25 protein-coding genes and 1 tRNA gene are annotated in these 24,030 nt (G+C 68.3%); 8 read left to right on the top strand and 18 right to left on the bottom strand.

Going from position 1 to position 24,030, the window contains the following annotated elements:
* Nucleotides 1–12: 12 nt before the first annotated feature.
* Entirely contained in the window at nucleotides 13–786 is a 774-nt protein-coding gene (locus tag ACZ6K0_RS34480; RefSeq protein WP_469230471.1) for an SDR family oxidoreductase, read from the top strand.
* On the opposite strand, the gene ACZ6K0_RS34475 is transcribed toward ACZ6K0_RS34480, so the two are convergent.
* The 4 genes from ACZ6K0_RS34475 to ACZ6K0_RS34460 form a co-directional block, all read right to left on the bottom strand.
* Nucleotides 761–1,438: a DUF6309 family protein gene (locus ACZ6K0_RS34475; RefSeq protein ID WP_469230472.1), complete on the bottom strand. Its 678-nt coding sequence runs from the start codon at nucleotides 1,436–1,438 to the stop codon at nucleotides 761–763. The two genes, ACZ6K0_RS34480 and ACZ6K0_RS34475, sit on opposite strands and share 26 nt — an antisense overlap.
* 23 nt (nucleotides 1,439–1,461) lie before the next feature.
* Entirely contained in the window at nucleotides 1,462–2,262 is an 801-nt protein-coding gene (locus tag ACZ6K0_RS34470) for a phytanoyl-CoA dioxygenase family protein (RefSeq protein WP_469230474.1), read from the bottom strand.
* A 465-nt stretch (nucleotides 2,263–2,727) separates the two neighbouring features.
* Nucleotides 2,728–2,919, bottom strand: coding sequence for a hypothetical protein (locus tag ACZ6K0_RS34465; protein ID WP_469230476.1), 192 nt, complete (start codon nucleotides 2,917–2,919; stop codon nucleotides 2,728–2,730).
* A gap of 287 nt (nucleotides 2,920–3,206) precedes the next feature.
* Nucleotides 3,207–3,719: a P-loop nucleotide/nucleoside kinase family protein gene (locus ACZ6K0_RS34460; RefSeq protein WP_469230478.1), complete on the bottom strand. Its 513-nt coding sequence runs from the start codon at nucleotides 3,717–3,719 to the stop codon at nucleotides 3,207–3,209.
* A gap of 163 nt (nucleotides 3,720–3,882) precedes the next feature.
* Here ACZ6K0_RS34460 and ACZ6K0_RS34455 point away from each other — a divergent pair, with 163 nt between their 5' ends.
* From ACZ6K0_RS34455 to ACZ6K0_RS34445, 3 genes are all read left to right on the top strand, one after another.
* Complete coding sequence (locus ACZ6K0_RS34455) at nucleotides 3,883–5,250, top strand: cytochrome P450 (RefSeq protein WP_469230480.1); 1,368 nt, start codon at nucleotides 3,883–3,885, stop codon at nucleotides 5,248–5,250.
* 186 nt (nucleotides 5,251–5,436) lie between these two features.
* On the top strand, nucleotides 5,437–6,051 hold the full coding sequence (locus ACZ6K0_RS34450) for a hypothetical protein (RefSeq protein WP_469230482.1): 615 nt from the start codon (nucleotides 5,437–5,439) through the stop codon (nucleotides 6,049–6,051).
* A 273-nt stretch (nucleotides 6,052–6,324) separates the two neighbouring features.
* The gene (locus ACZ6K0_RS34445; RefSeq protein WP_469230484.1) at nucleotides 6,325–6,594 is read left to right on the top strand and encodes a hypothetical protein; all 270 of its coding nucleotides are present in this window, start codon (nucleotides 6,325–6,327) and stop codon (nucleotides 6,592–6,594) included.
* A gap of 422 nt (nucleotides 6,595–7,016) precedes the next feature.
* On the opposite strand, the gene ACZ6K0_RS34440 is transcribed toward ACZ6K0_RS34445, so the two are convergent.
* The 3 genes from ACZ6K0_RS34440 to ACZ6K0_RS34430 form a co-directional block, all read right to left on the bottom strand.
* Nucleotides 7,017–7,424, bottom strand: coding sequence for an SSI family serine proteinase inhibitor (locus tag ACZ6K0_RS34440; protein ID WP_469230485.1), 408 nt, complete (start codon nucleotides 7,422–7,424; stop codon nucleotides 7,017–7,019).
* Nucleotides 7,425–7,752: 328 nt separating this feature from the next.
* A tRNA-Met gene (locus ACZ6K0_RS34435) sits at nucleotides 7,753–7,826 on the bottom strand.
* A gap of 181 nt (nucleotides 7,827–8,007) precedes the next feature.
* On the bottom strand, nucleotides 8,008–8,463 hold the full coding sequence (locus tag ACZ6K0_RS34430) for a MerR family transcriptional regulator (protein WP_376411657.1): 456 nt from the start codon (nucleotides 8,461–8,463) through the stop codon (nucleotides 8,008–8,010).
* A 101-nt stretch (nucleotides 8,464–8,564) separates the two neighbouring features.
* Between ACZ6K0_RS34430 and ACZ6K0_RS34425 the strand changes: the two genes are divergently transcribed.
* From ACZ6K0_RS34425 to ACZ6K0_RS34415, 3 genes are all read left to right on the top strand, one after another.
* Nucleotides 8,565–9,392, top strand: a complete 828-nt coding sequence (locus tag ACZ6K0_RS34425) for an oxidoreductase (RefSeq protein WP_376411660.1) — start codon at nucleotides 8,565–8,567, stop codon at nucleotides 9,390–9,392.
* 201 nt (nucleotides 9,393–9,593) lie between these two features.
* Nucleotides 9,594–10,055, top strand: a complete 462-nt coding sequence (locus ACZ6K0_RS34420) for a pyridoxamine 5'-phosphate oxidase family protein (protein ID WP_469230488.1) — start codon at nucleotides 9,594–9,596, stop codon at nucleotides 10,053–10,055.
* A gap of 75 nt (nucleotides 10,056–10,130) precedes the next feature.
* A complete protein-coding gene (locus ACZ6K0_RS34415) occupies nucleotides 10,131–10,382 on the top strand; it encodes a hypothetical protein (protein WP_469230490.1) in 252 nt (83 codons plus the stop codon).
* Between the two features lie 61 nt (nucleotides 10,383–10,443).
* Here the strand turns inward: ACZ6K0_RS34415 and ACZ6K0_RS34410 are convergent, their stop codons facing one another.
* The 9 genes from ACZ6K0_RS34410 to ACZ6K0_RS34370 form a co-directional block, all read right to left on the bottom strand.
* Nucleotides 10,444–11,049 carry a GOLPH3/VPS74 family protein gene (locus tag ACZ6K0_RS34410; protein ID WP_469230492.1) on the bottom strand — a complete coding sequence of 202 codons (606 nt, stop codon included), beginning with the start codon at nucleotides 11,047–11,049 and terminating at the stop codon, nucleotides 10,444–10,446.
* Between the two features lie 269 nt (nucleotides 11,050–11,318).
* Nucleotides 11,319–12,350 (bottom strand): 2-dehydropantoate 2-reductase, encoded by a 1,032-nt coding sequence (locus tag ACZ6K0_RS34405; RefSeq protein WP_469230494.1) that lies wholly within the window; start codon nucleotides 12,348–12,350, stop codon nucleotides 11,319–11,321.
* A 166-nt stretch (nucleotides 12,351–12,516) separates the two neighbouring features.
* Nucleotides 12,517–13,635: an alpha/beta hydrolase gene (locus tag ACZ6K0_RS34400; RefSeq protein ID WP_469230496.1), complete on the bottom strand. Its 1,119-nt coding sequence runs from the start codon at nucleotides 13,633–13,635 to the stop codon at nucleotides 12,517–12,519.
* A 2-nt stretch (nucleotides 13,636–13,637) separates the two neighbouring features.
* Nucleotides 13,638–14,852 carry a trypsin-like serine peptidase gene (locus ACZ6K0_RS34395; protein ID WP_469230498.1) on the bottom strand — a complete coding sequence of 405 codons (1,215 nt, stop codon included), beginning with the start codon at nucleotides 14,850–14,852 and terminating at the stop codon, nucleotides 13,638–13,640.
* 443 nt (nucleotides 14,853–15,295) lie between these two features.
* The gene (locus tag ACZ6K0_RS34390) at nucleotides 15,296–16,018 is read right to left on the bottom strand and encodes a dienelactone hydrolase family protein (RefSeq protein ID WP_469230499.1); all 723 of its coding nucleotides are present in this window, start codon (nucleotides 16,016–16,018) and stop codon (nucleotides 15,296–15,298) included.
* 449 nt (nucleotides 16,019–16,467) lie between these two features.
* Nucleotides 16,468–17,238 carry a 2OG-Fe(II) oxygenase family protein gene (locus tag ACZ6K0_RS34385; RefSeq protein WP_469230501.1) on the bottom strand — a complete coding sequence of 257 codons (771 nt, stop codon included), beginning with the start codon at nucleotides 17,236–17,238 and terminating at the stop codon, nucleotides 16,468–16,470.
* Complete coding sequence (locus ACZ6K0_RS34380; protein ID WP_469230503.1) at nucleotides 17,222–18,451, bottom strand: hypothetical protein; 1,230 nt, start codon at nucleotides 18,449–18,451, stop codon at nucleotides 17,222–17,224. The genes ACZ6K0_RS34385 and ACZ6K0_RS34380 overlap by 17 nt, the downstream gene beginning before the upstream one ends.
* A 560-nt stretch (nucleotides 18,452–19,011) precedes the next feature.
* A complete protein-coding gene (locus tag ACZ6K0_RS34375; protein WP_376411687.1) occupies nucleotides 19,012–19,392 on the bottom strand; it encodes an FKBP-type peptidyl-prolyl cis-trans isomerase in 381 nt (126 codons plus the stop codon).
* A gap of 310 nt (nucleotides 19,393–19,702) precedes the next feature.
* On the bottom strand, nucleotides 19,703–20,623 hold the full coding sequence (locus ACZ6K0_RS34370; protein ID WP_469230505.1) for an IS5 family transposase: 921 nt from the start codon (nucleotides 20,621–20,623) through the stop codon (nucleotides 19,703–19,705).
* A 260-nt stretch (nucleotides 20,624–20,883) separates the two neighbouring features.
* On the opposite strand from ACZ6K0_RS34370, the gene ACZ6K0_RS34365 reads away from it, so the two are divergent.
* Nucleotides 20,884–21,915, top strand: coding sequence for an FUSC family protein (locus ACZ6K0_RS34365; RefSeq protein ID WP_469230506.1), 1,032 nt, complete (start codon nucleotides 20,884–20,886; stop codon nucleotides 21,913–21,915).
* Between the two features lie 203 nt (nucleotides 21,916–22,118).
* On the opposite strand, the gene ACZ6K0_RS34360 is transcribed toward ACZ6K0_RS34365, so the two are convergent.
* A complete protein-coding gene (locus tag ACZ6K0_RS34360) occupies nucleotides 22,119–23,456 on the bottom strand; it encodes an MFS transporter (RefSeq protein WP_469230508.1) in 1,338 nt (445 codons plus the stop codon).
* Nucleotides 23,453–24,025, bottom strand: coding sequence for a helix-turn-helix domain-containing protein (locus ACZ6K0_RS34355; protein ID WP_376411699.1), 573 nt, complete (start codon nucleotides 24,023–24,025; stop codon nucleotides 23,453–23,455). Before ACZ6K0_RS34355 ends, ACZ6K0_RS34360 begins: the two co-directional genes overlap by 4 nt.
* Between the last annotated feature and the right edge of the window lie 5 nt (nucleotides 24,026–24,030).

The following is a 24,030-nucleotide window of genomic DNA, read 5'->3' as shown; positions in this document are numbered from 1 at the left end:
GGGGAAGTGCTCGTGGCCGAAAAGGTCCATAAGGTCTCTGTCATTACCGGTGCGGGCAGCGGCATTGGCCGTGCCTGCGCCCTGGCGCTCGTCGCGGACGGGTGGTCGGTGGTGCTGGCCGGGCGGAGAAAGGACGCTTTGGAGGAAACGGCGGAACTCGCCCGGGCGGGTGCGGAACAAGGGCGCGGAGGCGGCCAGGCCGTGCCGGTCGTCGCGGACATCACCGACGCCGATGCCGTCACGCGCTTGTTCGACGAGGTGGCTGAGCGGTTCGGTCGCATCGACGTACTGTTCAACAACGCGGCCGACACGATGCCGTACACGCCGACCGAGGACGTGGCCGTCGAGGACTGGCGGCGGGTGCTGGACTCGATCGCCACGGGAACCTTCCTCTGCTCACGGGCCGCGTACCGGATGATGAAGGACCAGCTCCCCCGCGGCGGCCGCATCATCAACAACGGCGCTCCCTCGGCCCACGTCCCGCGCCCGGACTCGATCGCCTTCACCGCGGCCAAGCACGCGGTCGCCGGGATCACCCGCTCCCTGTCGCTCGACGGACGCCGGTACGACATTTCGTGCGGTCAGATAGACATCGGCAACGTCACGCCGGTGGGCCGTGAACAACCGCCGGTCCGGCAGGCCGACGGATCCCTCCGGGTCGAGCCGACGATGGACGTCTCTCATGTCGTGCACATGGTCGTCACCATGGCGAACCTCCCCGTCGGCGTGAACATCCAGTCCGTCACGGTGATGCCGGCCGCTATGCCGTACGTCGGCCGCGGCTAGCGGTCAGGCTCCCGGCCCTGGATCCGGCCCCGGTCCTGGCCCTGGATCCGGATCCGGCCCCGGTCCTGGCCCTGGATCCGGATCCGGCTCCGGTCCTGGCGCCGACCCCGGCCCCGGTCCTGGCCCCGGATCCGACGACGGGCCCTCCGGCCACGTACGCCTGGATCCGGGTGCCGGAATCGACCCTGCCGTGGAGTTCCCAAGACACCATGCGGTGCAGGCCGTCCAGGTGGGTGAGCCCGTGCCTGACCGTCAGACCGTCGTAGTCGATGCCCGGCGCCGGCCCGACGCTCAGGAAGACAGGGGTGAAGGCGCTGGTCGCCTGGCGCGCGATCTTGCGACCGCAGACCGGATTCGAGCGGGTGTACGCCGCACCGGAAGCGCGCAGCAGCGCTACCGTACGGGCGACGGTCAGCCCGCTCGTGGGAATGAGCTCCCGTTCCCCGCCCTCACCGAGATGCCACGGCAGGATGATGCCGCGCAGGTCCCTCCTGTCGAGCAGGACCTTGTTCCATCGCCCGATGGTGCGGTCCGCGTCCTGGAGGTGCCCCACCGCCTCGTCGTTGGTGTTCCCCTCGTACTCCCGGTCGAGCGGGTGCTCCTCGTGGAAGCGGTGAAGTACCTCGTCGAACGAGACAGGTGCGACGGTCATCATGTTCGTGCCTCTCGGGAACGTCAGGCCGGGACGGCGTACTCGGTGAAGTGGTGGTCGGCGAAGAGCTCCGGCCACTTGCCGTGATCCAAGCCCAAGACCCTTGCCCGGGCCAGCATTTGACGCCAGTACGGCTTCACCGGCTGCCAGCGAACCCCTGTCTGACAGTACGAACCGTCGACCATGTAGCGAGGCCCGCCCGCCGCGGGACCCGCGACGCGTGGCGGGCGCCGGGTGTGGAACAGTGCCGAGTGGATCAGCACGGTCGAACCGGGCGGCAGGTCGTCGACCAAGACCTCGCCCGGCAGTTCGGTGCAGCCGAACCGGGCGCGTGCGGCCTTCTCCGCCTGCTCCTGGTGCGAGCCGGGGAGCAGCGCGAGACCGCCTTGGGAAGCGTCGAGGCCGCCGAGGTAGTGCAGGGCGTGCACCATCAGATGGCTGCGACCGCGACCCGCGGGCCGCTCGTAGTCGTGGTGCCAGCTCTTGCCGGGGGCGTCCGGGGCCAGCCGGACGCTGTGCAGATGATGGAAGACGAAGTCATTCCCCATGAGCTGGTCCAGCAGCCACATCAGGGGAGGGTGTGCGACAAGCTCGCCGTGGGCCGGGAGTTCGATCTCCATGACCGACGGCGGTCGTAACGACTCGGGGTCGCGGCAGGCTTCGATCGAGTCCGTCCGTAGCCCGCTGTCCACCCAGTGGTCGACCTCCGGCTCCAGCCGCGCCACCAGCGCGGGCGGAAGGAAGGCGGGGAGTACCAGATACCCGAGTTTTTCGAACTGGGCCATCTGCTCGGTGTCGAGCATTGGTGCGGCCTGCTGGCTCACGCTGCCGATCCCTTCCCGTGGCCGCCCGTACGAATTCCTCGTGGAATGCGGCTTTACCTGGCATGAATTCGACCCGAACAAGGCCGAACAAAGCCAGAGGCTATCCACAACGCCGACTATTCATGCGGAGGGAAACAAGGAAGTCCAAAACCCTGCGGGCTGGCCCGAAAATGCCGCTATGGACGGATCAAGCCAATTCCGGAGACACCTGGGCCGAAATGAGGGAGGAGGGAGCGCGCACCTCCACCGGCGCTGCCGCATCGCGTTTCACTTCAAGTCGAGCCCGGCCGCGCCGACGGACGATCTACTCCGCAGCCTGCCGCCCAAGACCAGCGTGACCACCCCGAGAACCGGACAGTCCAGCCCTTTGACCTGCGCATTCAAGACGGCGGAGGCTCACGGAACCGGAATCCCCGCACAGCCCCGAGCTCAGCACACACAGCGGACGCATCCCGCGACGAACGCTCAAGCCGCGGTCACGAACTCGGGGTTACGCCCCCCGGACACCTGCCCGCTCGCCTCGTCCCACAGCACGAGCAGCCGCTGGTACTCGGCCGCACGCTTCTCGCTGTACGGCTCGTCCATCAGTTCACGAATCCTGGAGTTGATCCAGGACGCTTCGAGCGCGGGACGGGTGAGGACGGAAGACGATGACATGCCGCTACCGTACGGGGCCCCACTGACACACGCGTCGGCATTTCCCACCGGCCGCTCTCGACCGCCACCGCGTCGCTGCTGCACCCCGCCGTCTACCGTGTCGATGCCTGGTGTGGCTGATCCTGTCCCCGTTCGGCGAGGGCGACGACGCCTTCGGAAGGCGGCGACGCGAACGGATGGTACGAGGCCCAGTCCTGAGACGAGCGGCATGCGACGGAGTACGGGTGATCCATCAGCCGCGGCCGCCCCTCCTCATCAGGCCCGCCGTCCAGCCGCTCGCTCAGTAGTCAGGGCGCCGCGGCCAGGAACCCCAGGGCCGCCGCGACGTTCGATGGCAGGTCGATCACGCTGTCCAGCACCAACCGGTGATCCGACCACGGTACGAACTCCTCCCGTCGCCGCTCCACCGCCTCCCACGTCGGCTCCTGGAAGCCCTCGACGCCCCGGGACCGGCCCTCAAGCCGCCGGCGATGCACCGCCGTGTCCGAACACACCACCTCGATGAACGCCACCGGCACACCATGACGAGCCGCCAGCAACCGCCACTGCTCCCGCGCCTCCTCCACCGCGTTGACCGCATCGATGATCACCGTCTGGCCCAGGGCCAGCACACCGTCGGCAACAGCCTCGGCCACGACATACGCCGCAAGGCCCGTGGGCTGCTCGCGAGCCACCCCCGCGCGCCACATCGCCGCCTCGATCGGATCCACCGACACGACCGGAGCGGCCAACTCCCGCCCCAACGCCTCGGCGACCGAGCTCTTCCCCGCACCAGGCAGCCCCGCCATCACGATCAACATGGTCACACCCTCGCACGCCCGAGCGTTGCTACCGCCAACTCACCAGGTCGGGGTGCGCGCACCACTGGTCGTCAACCTGACAGCGGCCCGGGTGACGGCCGCTGACGTGCCGCTTTCCGGGCCGGACGCGTGTGACGCCACCAGGCTGCGCTACGTACCCCTCATGCCCACGACCCCCACGATCTCCTCGATTCCCGCCGCTTCCCGTGCGCTACCCCTGGTCGGGCACGTCGTGCCGCTGCTGCGGGATCCATTGGCGTTCCTGAACTCGCTGCCCGCCCTCGGCGACCTGGTCCGTATTCGGCTTGGCCCCCTCACCGTCATCGTGATCTGCGATCCGGAACTGACCCGGCGAGCGTTGCTGGACGACCGCATCTTCGACAAAGGCGGCCCGCTGTACGACCGCCTACGAGAAGTGATCGGCGACGGCCTGGTCTCCTGCCGGCACCAAGCGCATCGCCGGCTGCGGCGGCTTTCCCAGCCCGCCTTCCACCAGGCCCGGCTTCCGGACTACGCACGCTCCATGACCACCTGCCTACAGGAGACGACCGATTCCTGGACTCCCGGCCAGGTCCTGGATGTGCCCGCCGAGATGATGGCGACCAGCTCCCGAATCATCACCGCCACGCTGTTCTCCGACACCCTGCCCGCGACCGCGCACGGCCGGCTCGTCGACGATGTCACCACGGTGGTCAAGAGCCTCTACCAGCGCATGTTCCTGATTCCGCCGCTGGACCGCCTGCCCACGCCCGGCAATCGCGCCCACCTTGCCGCCCGCGCCCGCCTCCACGCCACCGTCGAGCGCCTCATCAACGATCGACGCGCTGACGGAGCCGACTACGGCGACCTGCTCTCGGCCCTGGTGTCGGCCCACGACCCCGAAGACGACACTCCCGGCATGACCAGCGCCGAGATCAGCGACACGATCGTCTCCTTCATCCTGGCCGGTATCGAAAGCACGGCAGCAACGCTGTCCTCAGCACTGGATCTGGTGGCCCGCCACCCCGACATCGAGCGGCAGTTGCACACCGAGGTCGACACCGTCCTGGGCGGTGCGCCGGCCACCCACGCCGACCTGCCGCGCCTGCCACTGACCGAGCGCGTGATCATCGAAACCCTCCGGCTGCGCCCGCCGGGCTGGTTCTTCACCCGCGCGGTCACCGCCGACACGCACCTCGGCGGGTACCTGCTGTCGGCCGGGACCAGCGTCGCCTACAGCCCGTACCTCATCCACCACCGTCCCGACCTCTACCCCGACCCCGAAGCCTTCGCCCCCGATCGTTGGGCCTCCCCGCACCCCCAACCACCCCGCCACGCCTTCCTGCCCTTCGCCGCGGGCGCCCGCAAATGCATCGGCGATTCCTTCAGCATGATCGAGTCCACCCTCGCACTTGCGACCATCGCCGCTCGATGGCGCCTGGAGCACGTATCGGGCCACCGAGGCCGCCTCGCCGCAGCGGTGACACTCGAACTCCGTGACCTGCACATGCAGGCAAGACCACGCACCGCGATGCCCGTATCGGCGCCGTGACGCCGGTGGCTTCGGCGTTGCTTCGACAGATGCGACAGAGATGCCCCGCGTCGAAGCGGTCCGCCGCCCCGAAAACCGGCGTGTGGCCGACGGGGACGCGGTGGGTCGACGCCGGCGCTTCGTAGGAGCGGTGGCCGGCCGGGCACCACCGCCCGCCTCGGCGTCGAGCCCCGTTACTCTGCCCATGTGAACGGTACGGATGAGGTGCGGGGCCTTCCCGACTGGCGGGTGCTCGTCGTCGGGGGCGCGTCGGGGATGGGGAAGACCGGTGTCGGCCGGGCCTTGGCACGACGGTACGGCGTCCCTGTCGTGGAGGTCGACGACATCGTGGAGGCCCTCCTCGCGGTGACACTGCCCGAACACCTGCCGGAGGTCCACTTCTGGCGCACTCACCCGGAGGCTGCACTTCACGCGCCCGAGTCGGTGGTCGAGCGGCAGATCGCGATCGCCGAGGCGCTGGCTCCGGCGATCGAGGCGGTGGTGGCCAACCATGTCGGCACCGACACCCCGGTGATCCTGGAAGGGGACTACGTCCTGCCAGGATCGGCGACGCCCGGAGGTGCGATCCGTGCCGTCTTCCTCCACGAGGACGACGAGGCGCAGGTGACGGCCAACTACCTGCACCGGGAGCCGGAGGCCGGACCGCAGCGCCATCGCGCACGCGTCAGCGTGCTGTACGGCCGATGGCTCGCCGCGCAGGCGCGGGCGGCCGGCGTACCGGTCGTCGCTCCGCGTCCGTGGGAGGACCTGGCGGGCCGTGTCGCCGAAGCGGTGGGAGAGCTGCCGTCTTTCGCTGCGTGACTGAGGCGGGGGCCGGGGCTTCCGTGGTCGCCCGCGTACAAGGTCGACCAGCTCAGCGTAGGTACGGCCGGTCGCTTCAGCTCGACCCGGCGAGATGCCGCAGGACACGTAAAGGGGCCGGGCCCGCTGTCCTTCGGGCTCCTGCGGCAGTGATCGACCGATGGCGCCCTACCAGCAGCAGAAATCGGGCGGTCTGCTCCTGCCGCCCGCGTCCCAGTACGACGGAGGCCCCAAGTACCTCGATCCGGACTCACCCGAATCAGACTCCGCAGGTTGGTGGTTCGAATCCACGCATCGATGTGGGCGAAGCAAGTCACCAAGCTCGTCGGCGATGACGTCGACGGCATCGAGCTGAACGGATACGAGCCGGTGCGCGAGGTGATGGGCGTTGCAGACACTTGGTGGAGAGGCCCTGACTCTCTGGTGGCGGTGTACTCCGGGGAGGCAGAGGCGTTGGGCTTCCCCGGAGGCCGCACTGCGTTGATCTACTCGAGGCTCGATGAGTGGGGGCTGCGTGGAGGCGTCGAGGCAGGCGAGAGCTGAGATCGCTGGGGAACGACCAAGTTCCCCCGGTGCACGGAGGAGTACAGGGGCGGCGCCCCTGGGCAGCAACGACACCCAATTCGCCGACCCGCCGGCCCCGGTGCGAGATGGCGAGCCCGGTGTAGGTCTGCTGAGGGGGGTCTACGAGCCCGCGGGAGTCCCTGGTTCGGCCGAGACGACATCGTGCCGGGGACAGATGCAGCGGTGGAGGAGCACGACCCCCTCGCGGCGCTCACCCACCTTCGGGAGGCGGCGACGCGGAGGCGGTCGTCCAGGGGTCCGTGCATGCATCGCCGCTACCTCTTGCCGCCACGGCCAGGTCCAGCACGCGCGGAATCGCCATCTCCCGCGCGGGCCTCGCTGTCAAAGCCGGCTTGCACCTGCGTTGGCGGGCTGCTCAGGTAGCAGGCAGACAGGCAGGGTCAGAAGTCGAAGACGGGCCCGGTCGCGAGGGCGAGTTCGCAGTCGTTCGCATACGTACGCTCCCAGTGGACTTCGCGACCCCCGTACGTTCCGCGCGCGGTTACGGTGACCGTGGCGGAGTCGTTCGAGCAGAGTGCGGTGCTCTGGCCCGGCAAGCGGTCGAAGTCTCCGCCTGCCGTGTGAAGGTCCCGGCAGGCCTCGCGTGCGAGCGGGTGGTTGTGGCCCTCGGCGCCGGGACAGTCGAGCCAGGCGAACCCGATGACCTCAGTCTCACCCTGCAGACGAGCGAGGGTGAGCTGAACGTGCGCGTCCCGGGCCGGCTCGACGGGTCCTGTGGCCGTCGCGTCGGGAGCAAGCCCGGCGGCGAGGAGGCCGGCACCAAGCAGGGTCGTGATGATTTTGTTCATGATCGAGCCAACGGGTACATAGAGATTTCGGTTACTTCGCCCAATGGAGCTACGCGGCCGCTGCCGCAGATATCGACGTTGCCGCGCGGCCCGGCCGACGCCTACCTCCACCCGGCCGTCAGGAAGGGGCAGCGAGGTGATTCCCCGCTCTCTCCACCAAGGTCACCCACAGTGTCGCCAGGCTGCCAAGGCGTCCGGGGCGGCCGTGATCCGCTGAGCCCACGCCGAACGGGGTGTACCGCAGTGGACTCCACCCTGACGGGGAGCTGAGGTGCACGAGCACGCATGAGGCCCGGATCCACAGGATCCGGGCCTCATGTCTCTTCAGTAGCGGGGACAGGATTTGAACCTGCGACCTCTGGGTTATGAGCCCAGCGAGCTACCGAGCTGCTCCACCCCGCGTCGGTAGGTCCAACAGTACGCTACTCACGGCACCCCCAAGACCAAGCTCGCCCCCGGGGGCGTTCCTGGCCAGGCTCGTGCTTCCGGTACGCCAGGCGGAGGCGCCTGCGGACTGGGCGCGGAGGGTGAAGGAGCGGTAGGCGTGACGGCCGCCCCCTCCGCACGGGTCATGACCGGAAGATCATGCTTTCTCTGAGGGGCCGGCGCTCCTGGGGTGCGTTCCGGTTCGGGCAGTCTCCGCGTGGGAGGGATTCCAGAGCTGGTCGGCCTCGCCGCGTGCGAGGTGATCCTCGTAGATCCGCACCTTGTGGCGCATCACATCCAAGGTCTCGTGCAGTTCCTGGATCTGGGCTTCCACGTGGTTCTCGTGCCGGCGCAGCAACTCGAGTCGCTCGTGCTCGTTGCCCGGGCCTTGGCGGGCCAGGTCGATGTACTGCCGGATCGTCGCCAGTGACATGCCGGAGGAGCGCAGCTTCGTGCAGATCGCCAGCCACTCCAGATCTTCCTCGTGATAGATCCGACGGCCGTTGGACAGGCGGCGAACAGGGTTGGCGAACAGACCCTCCCGCTCGTAGAACCGCAGTGCGTGAACGCTGAGCCCGCTGCGTTTCGCTACTTCACCGATGCTCAGGTCCATGACCGCCCCGTAACGCCGCTCTTGATCTAGACCCGACTCTAGCTTCTAGTGTCGAGCCGTCAGCAAGTCGGCCGGTCAGGCGACCGGAACAAGGGGAGAACATGAGCGTTTGGTTTGTCACCGGAGCCTCGCGTGGGCTCGGCGCGGAGATCACCCGCGAGGCGCTGGATCGCGGGCACAGCGTGATCGCGACGGCGCGGGACGGGGCGGCGGTGCGCCAGGCGTACCAGGGGAAGACGAACGGCTTGCTGGTGGTGGACGCGGACGTGACCCAACCCGGGCAGTTGACGGCCGCGGTGGAGGCCGGCCTGGCGGAGTTCGGACGGATCGACGTCGTGGTCAACAACGCCGGCTATGGGCTCGTGGGCGCGATCGAGGAAACGTCCGACAGAGCCGCCCGCGCTCTCTTCGACGTCAATGTGTTCGGCGTACTCAACACACTGCGGGCAACCCTGCCGACGTTGCGCGCCCAGCGATCCGGACATGTCCTGAACATCGGCTCCGTGGGCGGCTTCGCCACGGCGCCGGCGGCGGGCCTGTACGGGGCGTCGAAGTTCGCCCTGGAGGGCATCTCCGAGGCACTGCACGGCGAGCTGGCCCCGCTGGGCGTACACGTCACGATCGTGGAGCCGGGCGGCTTTCGCACGGACTTCCTCAGCAGCTCGAGCATGCAGGTCGAACCGGCCTCCATCGCGGACTACGTCGCCGGCGCGGGGCCGGTGCGAGAGGCACTGGCCAACAACGACGGCCGTCAGCCAGGAGATCCGGCGAAGGCGGCGAAGGCCATAGTCGACATCGCTGAGGTTGCCGAGCCGCCGCTGCGCCTGCAGTTGGGCGCGGATGCGATCGAGCGTGTGGAGGCGAAGCTGGACCGGGTGCGGCGTGAACTGGACGAATGGCGCCACGTGGCACTCTCTACGGGCATCTGAGGAGCCACGCGTTCACGGGGCTGTCGGTTCGAAGCCACGGCTCCGCGACCGGCTGGTTGCGCTCGTGTTGTGAAGTGCTCTGTCCGCCGTGTTGACGCTCGCGGTGTAGCTGCTGGTGGGACGCTGGATAGGGGGTCCGCCTCCGGGTCTAGGACCTGCGCCCCATGCGCACCGTGAACCTGCTGGCTAAGGTCAGCGTCCATGCAAGATAGGAAGATCATTCGCCGTAACGCGGCGGAGCGCAGGCGGGACACCCTGGAACGGCTCGGCTCAGAGCGCGACATGTGGGTGTCGACGGCCCACCCCGACCACGGCCCGCATCAGGTGCCGCTCTGGTTTCTGTGGGACGGGCAAGCGGTGTGGATGTGTACCGGCGCGGACTCCGCGACCGCGCGCAATGCTCGCGAGGAACCGCGCGTACGGCTCGCACTGCCGGATACCGTCGATGTGGTGCTGCTGCAGGGGGAGGCGGTGTGCTACTCCGCGCAGGATGTGCCGAAGGATGCCGCCGATGCGTTCACGGGCAAGTTCGGCTGGGATCCGCGTAAGGAAGAGACCCCCTACCTGTACCTGCGCGTGGCGCCGCGGACAGTGCGCGCCTGGCGCGGAGAACCGGAACTCCGTGGCAGGGTGGTCATGCGCGATGGCGAGTGGATGGGGTAGCACCGGGCCCTGAGAATAGTTCGAACGCGCTGGTCACTGCCACTTGTTGACGGCTGCCAAGAGGACCGTCGCCTCGTGGCGGAGCGCGAGTCTGTTGGAGCGGGCAGCCACCGCGCGGTGGTATTTGAGGCGATCAGGGCCGCACTCGACAGCATGTCGAGCCCGGTGGCCCTCGGCATCGACTTCGGGCGGTCGACGGCCGCGAGGGACCAGATTCTTGCGGGAGGCGTACGCCTTGTCGCCGTGGACCCGGTCGGACCGGTCGGACCGATCGCGCCGGGTCCCCGCTACGGTTCCGATGAAGGGACCGGCCTGGTCGCCGCCTGACGCCTGGGCGATCGGTCATCCCTGTGATCGGCCTCGACCGCGGAGGCTGCACGAGCTCGACTTATCCACGCCAGAGGTTGGCGAAGGCCGCGTTCTCGATGGTCCGCCTCTGACGTACGGCCTCCAGTTCCATCACAGCGTCGTGGACCGTGGCCACGACGTTCGTCACTGCCTCGTCAGCGAGGTCGGGCTCGTCGTCGGACCGGCCGTCGCCGATGCCCACGACCGAGGCGAGGGCGGCCAGGACGGGTTCCTCATCGTCCCAACGGTCGGCTGCCCGGCGGCTGCTGGGCGTATCGACCGTTTCCATGCTTCCTGATCCGAAGGACAGACGGCTGCTTCGCTTCCGCGTCAGGTCACCGGCCTCCTCCAGCGTGGTCTGGTACACGGTCGAAAGGTCTCGGCCCCGGCGCCAAAGCCAGTCCTCGATCCGCTCGTAGGGCGCCTGCCGAATGAGTTGTGCCGCGGCCTCGCCGAGGAGCGGATCGTCGAGCGTCGGCGGCCTGCCCGGCACGATGTGATCGCCGTCCAGGGTGATGGCACCCGCGCTGATGAGATCGATCAACTCGGCTCCGGCGAGTGCGAGCGACAGGTCACCCTGTCCCACGGCATGATCCGGCCTCGGGCGGCCGATGGCGATGATGAACAGGTCTTTCGCCGTGGTCATGAACGGCTCCCTTCGGAGACAGTGACAAGGGTGCATCCCCAGCGGCCCGGTCCGGCGCGGCGCGCATCCGGAGCTGGTTCGGCGACGGGGCGACTACCAGAGCAGTATCGCCCCCGCCGGGCGGCCGAAGCCCTGCCGAACCTGGAGTGCGCCCGAAGCGCGGCGGAAGCCTGGGAATGCGAGGGAAGCGTGGCGCACTGCGTCCGGTGACGGACTACGAGGACGCGGACCGGGTCTGCTGCCTCAGGTGCATCCGCGATCCGGCCGACTCACGGCTGACGCACCGCGTGCAGCAGCTCAGGGCCGGTCCAGGAACGGCGGTCGCCGCTCGCATGTTCGGCCTCGTGAACCAGGGTCATGAGCCGGGCGTTCGCCGGTGCGGTCAGGCCGTGGCGTTCCGCCATGGCGACGACCTCGCCCTGGAGGCTGCCGATCTCCGTCGCCCTCCCGTGCTCCAGGTCGTCCCACATCGAGGACCGCGCGTGCGCGTCCACCTGGAGCCCGGCCGCGGCGATGCGGCGGAACAGGGCATCGGGCAGGCGCAGAATCCGTGGCATGAGCCGGGCCGGGGCGGGACCGAGCCGGGCCGGTCGGACTCCTGCCGCGGCGAACGCCGCCAGTGCCTCCTCCTGGCACAGTGCGAGGCACATCCGGTACGGGCGCGCGCCCAGTTCTTCCCGCAGCGGCAGGCCGGACAACGCGTTCACCGCGTTGTTGAGGTTCATCAGCAGCTTGGCGTGCTGCACCTGCACCATGTCGTCGCGCGGCTCGACCGGCAGCCCAGCGGCCGTCAGCGCCGCCACGAGCGGTGCCGAGGCTAGGCCCCCGTCGAGCATCAGCGCCCCGCCCGTGCCCTGGTGGAAGGTGTCAGGTGCGGTGCGCGCGACGTTGTACGGCACCATCCCCGCGAGCACGGTGATGCCGGGGAGTTCGTCCCGTAGCAGGCGGGCGTTGTGCAATCCGTTCTGAAAGCTGACGACGACGGCGTCCGGGCGGAGCCGTCTGGCCAGTTCCCGTCCGGCCGACACCGTGGCGGCGGATTTGACGGTGACGAGTACGCAGTCGGCGTCGGCGACCGCGTCCGGCTCCGTCGTGAGCGTCAGCCGATCCCGGGGGATGTGAACCGCGGGACGGCCTCCGCCGCTGAGCTTCACCCCGTCGCGCAGCCCGTCCAGTACCGAGGGCCGCCCGATCAGGGTGACGTCCGCGTGCTGGGCGAGGTGGCCGCCGAGGTAGCAGCCGATACTGCCCGCGCCGAACACCGCGATCCGCAGCCGCTGGTCGCCAGTGGGGTGAGGCACGTCGGCATCGCTCCTGGTCCGTAGTGGTTACCCGAGCGTAGGGGGGAGTCGTCCGGGGGATCAAGAGGCGCGGCGCGTCCCTCGGTGGCAACGCGCCGCAGAAGTAGCAGGTGTCACCTGCCGTTCCGGAATCCGGCATCAGGTGGCCGGCGTCAGGTGGCCAGGCTCAGGCGGCCGGGGTCAGGGAGGACTGGAGGCGCGGCATGAGGTCGACGAGATCCTGGTACCAGCAGCCGGCTTCATGGCCGCCGCCCTTGCAGTACTCGCCCCAGTCGGTGCCGTTGCCGTAGTTCTCGTAGTGGACGGGGATGTTCAGGGAGTCGAGCGCGGCCTTCATATGGACGGAGCCGCTTTCCAGCCACCACTCCCGTACATCGTGGTTCCCGCCATCACCGTTGCCGATGTAGATGTGGATGCCCATACCCCTGAGCTTGGCGGCGTTGGCGACCGGATCGGCTTCGTTCCAGCGCCAGTCGGCGTTGAACACCGGGTAGGGGGTGCCGAAGAGGGCGTCGCTGTCCACGCCGGGCGCGTAGGCGTCACCGTCGCAGCCGACCGTCCCGGAGGTGGAGGCGCACAGCGCACCGGTCGCGTTGGTCAGGGAGGCGACCACCACCAGGCGCATGGCCATCTGGTTGGCGCCCAGCTCCAGGTCGCCGGACAGGGAGCCGACCTGGCTGAAGAGCTCGGGGTGCCGCTGGGCGTAGTGGAAGGCGCCGAAGCCGCCCATCGAGATGCCGGCGATGGCGCGGGCCTGCTTGGTGGCGATGGTGCGCAGGTTCGCGTCGACGAACGGAATCACCTGGTTGATGTGGAAGTTCTCCCAGTTCGCGGCTCCGGCGGCGGTGTTCTGGTTGAGCCAGTTGGCGTACCAGCCGCGGTTGCCGCCGTCCGGCACGACGGTGATCATGCCGGACGCCCCGGTGAGCGCCGCGTTGCCGTAGAAGGGCATGGCCGGGTCGTCGGGCGAACCGTGCAGGAAGTAGAGGACCGGGTACCGCTTGGCAGGGTGGGTCGCGTAGTCCTCGGGCAGGATGATCCGGATGTTCTGCTCGCCTCGGACCTCGGCGGACTTCACCGTGATCACGAAGTTGGTGTCCGTGTTGGTCGGAGCCGAGCCGGCGGCGCTCGTGACCTGAGTCAGTCCGAACCCGTCGGTCAGCGCCGGCCGCGATAAGGCGTGCGCAGCGTCTGCGGCTGGGGTGGCGTGTGCGGCGGGGGCGGTAATCGACAGAAGGACGGCCGCGACCAGCGCGCTCACGACGCGCTTCACAGAAGGCGTCATGGTCAGGCTCCGGGGGTGACGGACTGGGCCGTTTCGAAGGCGGCCTTCTCCTGGTCGCCGAAGTTCGTCCCGGCCATGTAGGGACTGGGTGCACGGCCCTCGGCTTCGGCGATCGCGTCGAGTCCGCCGGTGCTGGACTGGGCGAGGTGAGAGGTGACGCCGACCAGGACGCCCTCCCCTGTGGTCTGGTTGAAGTCCTTGAACCAGGGGCCGCCGCTGGACCCGGGGCTGAGCTGGGTCTTCATCAGGTCGCTGTTGGTGTCCCACCACCACTCACGGTTGATCCAGGACGGGCCCTGACTGAACAGCAGGGAGCGTCCGTCGTAGATGCGCTGCTGTGCGGCGGGGACGTTGTTGACGTTGGGGGAGCCGTTGATCACGGCCGCGCCGGTGCTGGAGAAGTTGGGGCCGCTGTAGCTCTTGAAGTTCACGGTCGGGTAGCCGAAGTTGGTGCGCGGCGTCTGGCGGGCCGGGTTGAAGCCGATCGACTGGCCGCCGCCCACGACGTCCTCGATCGGACGTTCGTCGGCCGGGTTGTCGACGACCATTGCGACCATGTCGTTGTTGTTGAGGTGGTTGGCCTGTGCCGCCCAGCCTTCGGTCCACCAGGCCCGCGTCACCGCCCACACTCCGTACGGTGCGACGTCGGGGCCGATCGCGGGGCCCTGCTCCAGGTCGGTGCCCGGAGCGACGCGCGGCAGGTTCTCGCCCCGGAAGTCGGGGATGAACAGTACGTTCGTGGCGACCTGGTTCAGGTCCAGCGGAGCATTCAGGCCCCAGTTGATGCGCAGACAGTGCGCCGCGGTGACCACGACACTCTTGTTCCGGCTCTGGACCACCGTGGCGGTGCAGGCCGAGAGGGCGTCGGTCGTGCTCGCTCCGTCGGCGTTGCGCATGCGCATCACCAGCTTGCCGACCGTCTTGGTGATCTTCCCGCCGCCGGCCCAGGGCCGGGCGGTGTCATCCCATCCGGCTGCCGGAGCGACGGCCTCGGACCCGTCGCCGTTGAGCGATGCGGCGGACAGCCGGTTCAGATTCCAGTACCCGACCTGCTGCTGGAGCCCGGCCTCGTAGCCGGAACCGAGCGGTACGAGGCGAAGCTCGACGGGTCCGGCGGCATGCGCAGCCGGGGCGGTGCCCACGGTGGTCGCGGTGACCGCGGCCAACGCAACGGCCAGCACGGACATCCGGAGGTGGCCTAACTGACGTGTCTTCATGCCGTACTCCTCGGGTAGAAAGAGTGTCCGAACGAAGCTACCCGCCGGTATGACTCTTGATCCCAGTTCTCAGATCCCAGAGTCGTTCAACCGGTTCGCCCGATGGATCGGCTTCGGCAACCGCGGGGTCCTCGCCGACGCCGTCCCGGCAGACCACCGAGCAGCATCGTGCGGACGGCGACCAACGGTCGGGGGAGGTGTCCGCAGGGTGCAAAGGGTGGGACGTATGAGACATCCACTGCGGACTCTCCTTCTACGAGACGGAACAGGGCGGCACTTTGGCTGCGAACTGAACCGCTGTCTTCGCGGAGCGCGGGCCCCTGCCGACTCGGCAGGGGCCCGCGGTGGAGAAGCTGAGGAGAGCCGGGCCCTGTCCTCGAAGAGCAGCATCCCGACCGGTACTGCTCCTACCTACCGCCTGTTGCCGGCCGGGCGGCCCGGCCTCACTTCAAGTGCCGGCCGAAGAACCGGTTCCCGTCCTCCACCTCGAACCACGGCGTGCCGGTGTGTCCGCCCAGATTGGCGTGCAGCGTCTTCTCCTTGGTGCCGAAGGCGTCGAACAGGTCCAGGGCCCGCTGCCGGGGGTTCCCGTCGTCGTCCCACTGCAGCAGGAACAGGAGCGGAATGGTGACCTGCCGGGCCTCCTCGCGCTGGGCGCGGGGCACGTAACCCCCGGCGAAGAAGCCGGCGGCCGCGATGCGCGGCTCGACCGCCGCGAGACGGATGCCGACGGCGGTCCACCCCGAGTACCCGACGGGGCCCTCGATCTCGGGCAGCGCAAGGAGGGCGTCCAGAGTGGTCCGCCATTCCGGGACGGCCTTCTCGACCAGCGGGCCGACGAGGGACTCGAAGATCTCGTCGACAGGCTCGCCGGCCTGCATCGCCCGGCGAAGGTCGGCGCGAACTTGCTCGTCGGCGGCGGAACGGGGCCGGTCACCGCACCCGGTGGTGTCGATGGTGGCCACCGCGTACCCGCATGCCGCGGAGTGCCGGGCCCGGGCCACCAGCCGGGCTGCCGCCTTGGGCAGGCCGTTGTTGTGGGCCATCAGAATCAGCGGAACGGGTGCCGCGGATTCAGGCGTCCACAGCGTGCCGGGGATGTCGCCGAGGGTGAACTCGCGCTCGAGGACACCGTCGTCGAGGTGCTGTTCGGAAGTGAAATGCATGGTCGTGCCTTTCGGGAGTGCTCTCAAACGGCGCTCCCGGACGACCTGCCTATCGTCCGACCGTGACCCCGGAGGGGAGCACCCATGTCGATACTGCGTTCACGGGTACCACCTCCTCGTTCTCTTGCACGGCCTCCGGAAACGTAACAGCGGTCGCCGTGATCCGCCAAGCAGGTTTTACAGAGGCGCCGCGCCGGGCTGTCGTGGGAAGCGCTACGCAGGGCTACTAAGGCTCTCGCCGAGGCTTCCCTAGGTGAGGCCCTGCGACGGCTGCGCGGACTGGGGGCGCCGTCGCTTCTCACGAGCATCGACCGGTGCGTCGATCCCCGCGTGCGGCTCCGCGGTGACAGCGGCCGCCCCGCCGGGTCATCGGTGTCGACGACGGTCGGGTACGGGCGAATGAGGTCCGACACGGGCGGCGCTCGGAAGATGGTTCGAAGCCCTCAAGGTCAGAGGAGTGGCATCAGATCGCTCTCGCTGATGGTGTACGTCAGCAGGGGGTAAGTGAAGTCCTTTTCATCGTTCTCGCGGCGACGCAATTGGTAGAACTCGCGCCTCTGCTCATCGTCGGCCAACGTGAGGCGCGCACCCTGCGGGAGGTAGGCATGTCCGTCGCGAAAATGAACGATGGTCTTGGAGGTTCGAAAGGTCACGCCCAGCCATTGGTTGTCCGCCGTGGGAGCCGGCGCGTCCAAGATGATTTTATGCCTGAGTCGCCGATTCGAGTCGACAGGAAACGCGACGACACTGTTGTGGGTGAGGGGGACTTCGAACCTCTCGCCACCAGACCCCTTTGATTCAAAGACCAGCTTCCTCGGTGGGCTCGCTTCGGGGTATTGGTAGCAGGAGAAGACGGCGATGAACGACTCGTCGGCCAGATCGACAGCTTGGTCGGAATGGCTACCCATGGTTCTGTAAGCGTTCGTGTAGCTCTCGACGAGAGCGTTGTTGAATCCGACCGTAAGCGCCGCACGTTCTTGAATCTGTTGCGCCAGCCGTTCGTGAACCGCCTGGAAGCGCTGCGCCGGGCTGTCATATCGAGTGGTAGTACGTACGAGAGGGACACCACCCGCCTCGTCGGTCCTGGCGAGCACGGCGCCTCGCCGGCCCTTTCCTACGTCTTCCCAGCGAGTCGACGCGGATAGTTCCGCAAAGAGATTCTCATCGGTCGGCAAAACGGACGAGAGGATCTGATCCGAGATCCTAGGCTCGGGGGGCAAGGTAGTCTCCCGTGTTCATGCTGAAGAGAAATTTGTCGCCGTAATCAATGAAGGACGAGGTTCTGTTCTCCTCGGCGTACAGCCTGCGCAGCTCGTCCAAACCGGCCGGCGTGGGTGGCCCAAGCTTCACCAATTCTCCGGCCACATTGAGGAATGTGTGGCCGTTCTTGTGAACGGCTTCGGCACTCGCACAGCGCACCACGTATCCCAGGCGGGTCGGGAGCAACTCGGCGTCCAATGTTGAGGGCCGGATTTCGTGTGTATACAGACGGTTGGTGGAAAGTGGCATGAAGAACACGGACCCGGGATAGAGGGTCACGGTGAACTGCGGGGGGAGCGCGACCCCGTCGTGTTCTTCGGTCGTCTTCTTGAGGCGGAAGTGGAGTGTGGTGAGCCCGCTGACGCCCTTCACGCCGTAGTCGAAGGGGTCTTCGGCAAGGGGCCGCAGCTCGTCGAGCCGGTCATAGAAGGTGCAGAAAGCCATGACGCCATTGCCGGGCATGTCCTTGGTCTTGTCGGCATGGGACGAGATCTTGGCCTTGGACTGCTTGCGCTCGGCTGTGGCAGGGGTGTTGTGGTAAATCTGAGCGAGAACGTGATTGAGCGGTGCGTGGTTCCGGAAGACGGCGGTAGCCTCGTGGTTCAGAGCCTCGACGATGCTCGTGTCGGTCGGGCGAAAGTTCTCAGTAGGCCCCGAGAGATTCGTGGAGCACCGGAGAAGGCGGAAATGCACTTCGTCACCGTGTCGTGTGACGGGCGTCAGGTAGATCCCGCTGCGATGGGCTGTTCCAGGCTTGGTGGACTCCGTCAGGGACTGGAACGCGTGCTCCGCACGGATCCGTCCGAAGTGATCGGCGCCGAGTCCGAAGAAGCGGCGGTAGTGCACGCCGACGCCGTGGACGCGGACGGGAACTCGGCCGAGGTCGACGAGGGGCCAAGGCCGGTCGACGTCCTCGTGGTAGCCGTGCGATAGCTCCCGAACAACGAACACCCGTGCAGCCGCTTCCACGTGGCGGCCGTTGATCCCGGATACATCGCCGCACAGGTACACGGTCTTCTGCGCGAGGTCGGGCGAACCGGAAGCAAGGTCCTCTGGCGTGATGATGGACCCGAAGAAGTCCTTGATCACGTCATGGTCGTGCAACATCGACGGCGCAACCAAGATGTTGCTCGCATCGTCGATGCGGGCTTCTGCGAGATCGGTTGCGTACATCAAGCGGTACCTGTCATTAGCAGATCTTGGCGGCTTGCTCACAGCCGTGGACATGGCGATGGCCCGCACTCTTTCGTCCGTGTTGCGAAGGGAAGCGAAAGGAGACGGACCGTTGAATCTTGATGCTCTCACGGGGCTCGACAGCAGGCAACGGGCTCTGCTGTAAGGGCGGTTGCAGGGCTGCGCGGCGATGTCACGAGGGGCCGGGTGGACGGCCTGCGGAGCGGCCCCGGCGACGGTCGGTCTATGCGTCGGGCTGATAGCCCCCGCTACCTCACAACGGGAGCATGGCTCCACCTTCCGTCGACCCGCGCCCGTTGAGCACCAGCGAGCGCGCGGTGCTTCAACATGTCCTGTCAGCGGGCCACACTCTCAGCCCTGGAGTTCGCCTGGGTCACCGACGAGATGCCCACGTCTCTACCGGCCATCGTGGACGGCCGCCTCAACTGGCCAGCCTGACAGGTTGGCCGTCCTCACCGCGGGCGTCTACGGCCGCGCGATCGGACGGCGGGTGTTGCCCGGCCTTGGTTCCGGAGGGAGAGGCCGGGTGACAGAAGGTCTCAGACTGCGACGGAGATCAGGTCCACCACGAAGACGAGTGTCGAGCCTGCCGGGATCAACGGCGAGGGGGACTGCTTGCCGTAGCCGAGGCGCGGGGGAACGATGATCTCTCGGCGGCCGCCGACCTTCATGCCTCTGACTCCGCGGTCCCAGCCCTTGATGACCTTGCCGCCGCCCACGGCGAACTTGAACGTCTGGCCCCGGTCCCAGGAGGCGTCGAATTCCTTTCCGGACTCGAAGGTGACCCCGACGTAGTGAACCTGGACAACCCTGCCCGGCTTCGCCTCAAGCCCGTCCCCGACGACGAGGTCGCGGATGGTCAGCTCGGTGGGAGCGTCACCCTCCGGAAGGTCGATCTCGGGCTTGGTCAGTTCACTCATTGCAGCCTCATTCGCTCTCCGCCGGAAGCCCTCGTACGGACCAGCCAGGCGCATGGTCACTCTATGCAGTAGATCATCGTGCTGCCGCGAACGCCGATCTCCTGGAGTGCACCGAACCCCCAACGGAGCGCGATGCGCAGCGTGGCTGGGCGTGCTGCGTCCTCGGTATGCCGCGCCCGTACTCGGTGACGGGTGGTCCGACCACACCGGCGTGGAGATGCCGGAACGAGCCGTGGGTCAGGTGGCCGCCGGGCCGGCACTCCCTATACGTGGCATGGCGCGGCTCGGCGGGTCTAGTCTGTCTCTTCGATCACGAGCGGAGCCAGATGGTGATGGCTGCGAACGTCACGGTGCCGAGGAAGACATGGCCGCGCTTGTCGTATCGCGTTGCCACACTTCGAAAGCCCTTGAGCTTGTTGATCGCTCGCTCCACGACGTTGCGCTTCTTGTACCGCTCCTTGTCGGAGCCGGGAGGCCGACCGCCGTGCGAGCCGCGCTTGACGCGGTTCGTCGCCTGGTCGGCCTTCTCCGGGATCACGTGCCGGATACCCCGCTTGCGCAGGTAGGCCCGGGTCCGGCGGTTGCTGTACGCCTTATCGGCACTGACGCTGTCCGGCCGCCCGGAGCCGGTCCTCGGAACGCGGATCTTCTCCATGACCGGCTCGAACTGCGTGCAGTCCGCCCGCTGCCCGGACGTGACCAATAGGGACAGCGGCCGACACCGGCCATCGGCACTCAGGTGGACTTTGGTGGTGAACCCGCCCCGCGAGCGGCCCAGGCCCTCACCTGCCGCACCACCTCCGCCAGGTGGCCAGCCAGGCCCTTCCACGCCGGATCGATCTGGTGTTCCACCACCGCTGCCCCCCTTTAAGGACACGGCCGGAGGCGCTGTGCGAGCCCCGGCGGCGTGCTGATGGGCGCGCATCACCGTGGAATCGACCGAGATGTCCCAGTCGATGGCGCCCTCGGCGTCCGCGACGGCCTGAACCTGCTGGAGAAGCCGCTCCCAGGTCCCGTCGGCCGACCACTGCACATGCCTCTTGTGCACGGTCTTCCACGGACCGAACCGCTCAGGCAGATCACGCCACTGCACGCCGGTCCGCACCCGATGCAGGACCCCGTTGATCACCTGCCGGTGGTCCCGCCATCTGCCACAGCGCCCGTTGCTCACCGGCAGGAGCGGCGCCAGCCGCTCCCACTCACTGTCGGTCAGATCCCCGCGGCCAGTCATATCGAGCCAACGAGTCAGATGATCGGAGAGGCATGGTTCGGGGCAGGGCCAGTGGCACCCCAAAACGACAGGGGCTGCGCAGAAAAGGAGTTCTTGATAAACAATCTGCGACCGCGGCGACCACGCCGTGCGCGACCTGTCCGCACCCGGATGCGTCAGTGGCGTTCGCCGGTCTGGGATGCCCGGTTGCGTAGGGTGACCGCAGCGCCGGGCAGGCAAGTGAGCCAGACCCTGGCCCCGGACGTGGGAAGGGTCGTGTGGTGGGCGAGGCTGAGCACGGGGACGTTCCGAACGGCCGGAAGCCGGACGCGGCAGCGGCTCCGGCCAAGCAGTCGGGCGCCCATCGGTGGCTGCACATTCTCGGCGCTGTCGTAGTGGGGATCGTGCTGCCGGTCGCGGTGGCCGGGATCGTCGCCGGGCAGCTGGGTGCCCGGGCCGTGTTCCTCGGCCTGCTCCTCGGCGTCGTCGGGGCGAAGCTCGGCGGAACCCGCCGCATGCTGTACCTCGCCCCCGCGGCGGGGGTTGCGGTCGGCCTGGGCGCCCTCACCGCCTACGACTGGTGGTGGGTGGCGCTCCTCGCGGCGACCGGCGCCGTGGTGGGGGCCGGGATCGGCTTCGGCTGGCTCCCGCCGCTGCTGACGCTCGCCTTCGCCGCCACGTTCGCGGCACCGACACCGTCCGGCACCGACGCGCTGATCTCCGGGATCATGGCGGCCCTCGGTGTGGGCTACGGCATCGTGATCGCCCACCGCTTCGGCACCGCCCCTGTCATCGAAGGCGACCGCCTGCCCGTCAAGGTGGCCGCCGTGGTGGCGCTCGTGTCCGGCGCCGCCCTCGGTGCCGCGGCCGCACTCGGGGTGGCGCTCGGGTGGACCGAGCCCTACTGGGTGCCGGAGCCGATCATCATCCTCGCGCTGTACATCGTCACTGGAAAACGCGAGCGGATCCGGGGCAAGGCCATCGGCACTGCCGCCGGCGCCGCTGCCGCCCTGCCCGTGGCGATCCTCGCCCCGTCCGTCTGGGTCACCCAGGCCATCGCCACCGTCGCGTTCATCGCCGCTCTCACCCAGGCCAACAGGTACTGGCTCATGTACGGCCTCTACACCTTCGCCATCGTCCTCGCCCTCGCCTCCCCCGGCCAGGTCGCCGTCGAAGCCGAACACCGCGGCTTCGAAATCCTCGCAGGCATCGCCATCCTCGTCATCGGCCTCGCCGTCGTCCACGCCATCGGCGACCGCCTCCTGCGGCACAGCCCACAACCCGAACTCGCCACCAGCAATCACAGCAGCTAACGGCTGCCCACACCTCGCTCGCCGCTCCTGGGCAGCAGTCACCCTCGCAGTCGGCACCATCTGGAGCAGCTCATGATCGGGGAGACACGGCCTAGGGGACCTGGGACCGCAGCCGCAGCCGCAGCCGCAGCATCCAGCGGATCTGGTCAACGGCGGTGGCGACGGAATTCTCAGCGAGGGTTCGGCACTCGGACCCGGCGGCGTCATGTCGCTAGATTCGCGTTGCCTCGTGAAGCGTCGTCCTTGGAGGACGGCTCCGGGACACTCCGCCCACCCGTGCGGTCCATCTCCCGCCATTCCCGCCGCAGTCCAGCCAGATTCGTGGTGAGGAAGTACGCGATGCCGCAGGCCAGCAGCACCGGCACGAGTCCGACAGCGGTCACCGCTGCCCCGGCGATCAGCCCGCCGAGAGGGATACCCGCCCAGGACAATGAGTCGCCGAGCGCGTTGACCCGGCCCAGCATCCGGCGGGGGATCCGCTCGACGAAGACGGCCCCCAGCACTGGGTTGACGAATCCGGCGCCGAACCCGCTGACCGCGAAGACCGCCAGCACCACCCCCAGCGGGGCGTCGAAGGCGAGGATCAGGAACCTGGGTGCCCCGGCCAGCAGGAACCCGGTGAGAACCACCAACCGACGCCGCAGCCGCTGCGCGACCACTGCGGCGATCAGGCTCCCTCCGACGCCTGCGGCCCCCATCACGCTGCCCATCAGGCCGATCGCGGTCGCCCCGTTGCCGGACTGCCTGGCCCAGACGGGTACGAGCACCGAGGTGATCGCCGCGTCCAGCAGGTTGGTGATGCCGACCATGACGATGACAGTGAGCAGCAGTGGCTCGCCGCGCAGGAAGGTGAAGCCCTCGCCGAATCGCCGCCAGTAGCCCGGTTCCGTCTTCCTGGCCGGCGAGGAGGCTTCCTCGGCCGTGTGTCCCATGCCGCGAGGCAGAGCGAGTTTGATGATCACCGATCCGAGGGCGAAGCAGCCCGCGTTGACGGCGAGGGCGGTCAGGGGGCCGAGCAGCGCCACCAGGGAACCGCCGATCGCCAGGCCGATGGTGGAGGCGAGCCGCTCGATCACGCCGGACAGACCCATGGCGCGCTCCAGCGGCACTCGGCCGCGCTCAGCTGCTTCCGGGACGATCACCTCCTTGGCCAGGTCGCCGGGTCCCCGGGCCGCGCCGATCAGCGCGACCAGAACCAGAAGAAGGGGGAGGGAGAGCAAGTCCAGGGCGTGGAGCAGGGGAACCGCGGCGGCGCCGGTCGCGCTGGCCAGGTCGGTGGTCCAGGAAACGGCCCGCGGGCCGATCCGGTCCACCAGCGGTCCGGTGAACGCCTTGACCACCACGTAGGGAGCCATCTCGCAGAAGGCGACCAGTCCGGTCTGGGTGGCGCTGCCGGTGGTGACGAGGACGAACCAGGGCAGAGCCACAACGGAGATCCGTGTGCCGGTCAGCGACACGGCCATGGCCGCCAGCACCCCGCCCAACGGCCGTAAGGACCTCTTGCCGGGTATGTCGCCGACCTTCGAGTCGTCGTTGGTCATGCCGTCGGACTTCCTTCCTCTTCCCGCGGGACGGAAGGGAGCGACGGCGCGGCAGGCGCATCCAGTTCGGGCAGGATCTGCGTGATCACGGCGACCCGCTCGGCCCCCTCGGGGGCACTTGCCATCGTCTCCGGCGCGTCTCGCCGGTAGCGCCCGATGACTTCCGCCAACTCCCGGTACAGGGCGGTTGCCTCCTCGGGCGTCAGCCGCAGGGCCCAGTCACTCATGTCGAAGGTGTTCCGCCACACGCTGGGCATCGTCTGAAGCTCGTTCAGGGTCTGCTGCGTGCGCAGGGTGTAGATGGAGGCGACGGACTGCTGGTAGGCCAGTGCGGCCTCGGGCTCTTGCTCGGCAAGCTCCGGATCGTTGAACCAGGTCGTCCGGTGCACCGAACGCCACCAGCGCTCGCGCGCGTTGCCGCGTTCGGTGTCCTCCTCGACGAAGCCGGCCGCGCCGAGCTGCCGGAGGTGGTAGCTGGCCGTTCCGGAGTTCACACCCAGCCGCTCCGCGAGGCGGGTGGCCGTCGATGGGCCGTACTTCCGCAGCAGCCCGACCAACTGCACGCGCAAGCCGA

Source organism: Streptomyces sp. NPDC042346 (assembly GCF_055581845.1).
Note: the sequence above shows the minus strand (reverse complement) of the source record. Positions and strands in the feature narration are given on the sequence as shown.